General features: G+C 50.7%; 2 protein-coding genes. Both read right to left on the bottom strand.

Annotation, left to right across the window (positions count from 1 at the left end; all coding sequences use genetic code 11):
* Nucleotides 1-436 (bottom strand): pentapeptide repeat-containing protein (locus AC0YOB_RS38255; RefSeq protein ID WP_475797213.1); only part of this gene is annotated, 436 nt, incomplete at its 3' end.
* Nucleotides 437-451: 15 nt separating this feature from the next.
* Complete coding sequence (locus AC0YOB_RS38250; protein WP_475772964.1) at nt 452-781, bottom strand: PadR family transcriptional regulator; 330 nt, start codon at nt 779-781, stop codon at nt 452-454.
* Nucleotides 782-1,348: the final 567 nt, after the last annotated feature.

Below are 1,348 nucleotides of genomic sequence, written 5' to 3'. Positions count from 1 at the left end.
TAGCAGATAGGGTGCAGTCAGTCAGATTGGCATGGTCAAAATTGGCTTCGCGCACATCGCTGCTCGCAAACGTGCTGCCTGTCAAGTCGGCCCCCGAGAAGTCGGATCCCCGTAACGCACTCGCTGTAAATTTTCCTTTATGCGCGATAACGCCCGCAAAATCGCTATTTGCCAGGTTACTCGCGCTGAGGTTAGTCAGCACCTGCCGCTCCAGCGAACGGGAGAGGTTTGCAACCTCCTGTACGGTTTGCTCAATATCGCCGATGCTGTCAATGGTCATCTCAAAAGCGGTTTCATCATCCTTGCCCTCGGCTTTGAGTTCGCGGAACCGCTCCTGCAAATCGGAGAGCAGGTCCGTCTTTAATTCGGTGACGCTTTTTACCTCATCGTAGGGTGCAAACACGCCGTTCACATAGTGGGTCAATTTCTCATTCATCATATCCAGTCTCCTTTATAATAAGTTTTCAAGCACGCGCTTCGCGTATTCCCAGTTGCCTTTGTTGCGGGCGTAAGCAGCCTTGCCCTTTTCGGTAATCCTAAAATACTTGCGCCGTCCACCCTGGGATTCATCGCCCCAATACCACTCGATATCACCGTCCACCTCCAGCCGCTTGACGCTGGAGTACATCGTGGCTTCCTTTAATTCATACTCGCCGCCTGAACGCTCGGCAATCAATTTGACAATCTCGTACCCGTAGCGGTCAGCTTCGGATAAGAGCCGTAAAATCATCGTATCGGTATGTCCGCGCAGCAGGTCGGATGTGATTTTGTTCTCGCTCATGCGATCACCTCCATACCTGTATGATACGACATACTACCTTGTCTGTCAAGGTAGTATTTTAATTATAATACTTTGATGAAGGGGACTCGCTGCAGAGGAGTTCTTTCGGATGGGGTCCGGTTCCCGCGGGGTGCCGGCGAGCAGCCTGCCTCAAGCACACGATTACTTATATAAAAAAGCCCTCCTGGTTAAAGGAGGACTTTAGATTAGTTATGTAGCCTTTTTACACCAGTTCAAATTCACGTATTGATTCGTCTGGTGGTCGTCCAGCTACCAAAGTTGAGATCAGTTAGCCTGCTAACTATTACTTGAGTAACTGAAAAACTGCACCAGGAAGCGCAACTGTTTTGTTGGCCATGCGCATGGCCGCCAACGTACGATGTACTCGCCCGCAGCCGAGGTGGTTCTACACGCTCGCCGCATGATAAAGGCAAACGAAAAAGCCCCGGAGTAATTCCCCCGAGGCTCTTTCGTCTCACCGATTTGTATCGGCTTACTGCTGACTAGCCAAGTAATTGGCAAGTTCCTCGAACGTGCCTTCGAAACCTTGTGCAACCATCGGTGCCA

This window comes from Paenibacillus sp. JT31N17, from assembly GCF_056269255.1.
Note: the sequence above shows the minus strand (reverse complement) of the source record. Positions and strands in the feature narration are given on the sequence as shown.

Coding starts and splice junctions, on each gene's coding strand:
- AC0YOB_RS38250 (WP_475772964.1), bottom strand. CDS start 781: ATGAGCGAGAACAAAATCACATCCGACCTGCTGCGCGGACATACCGAT.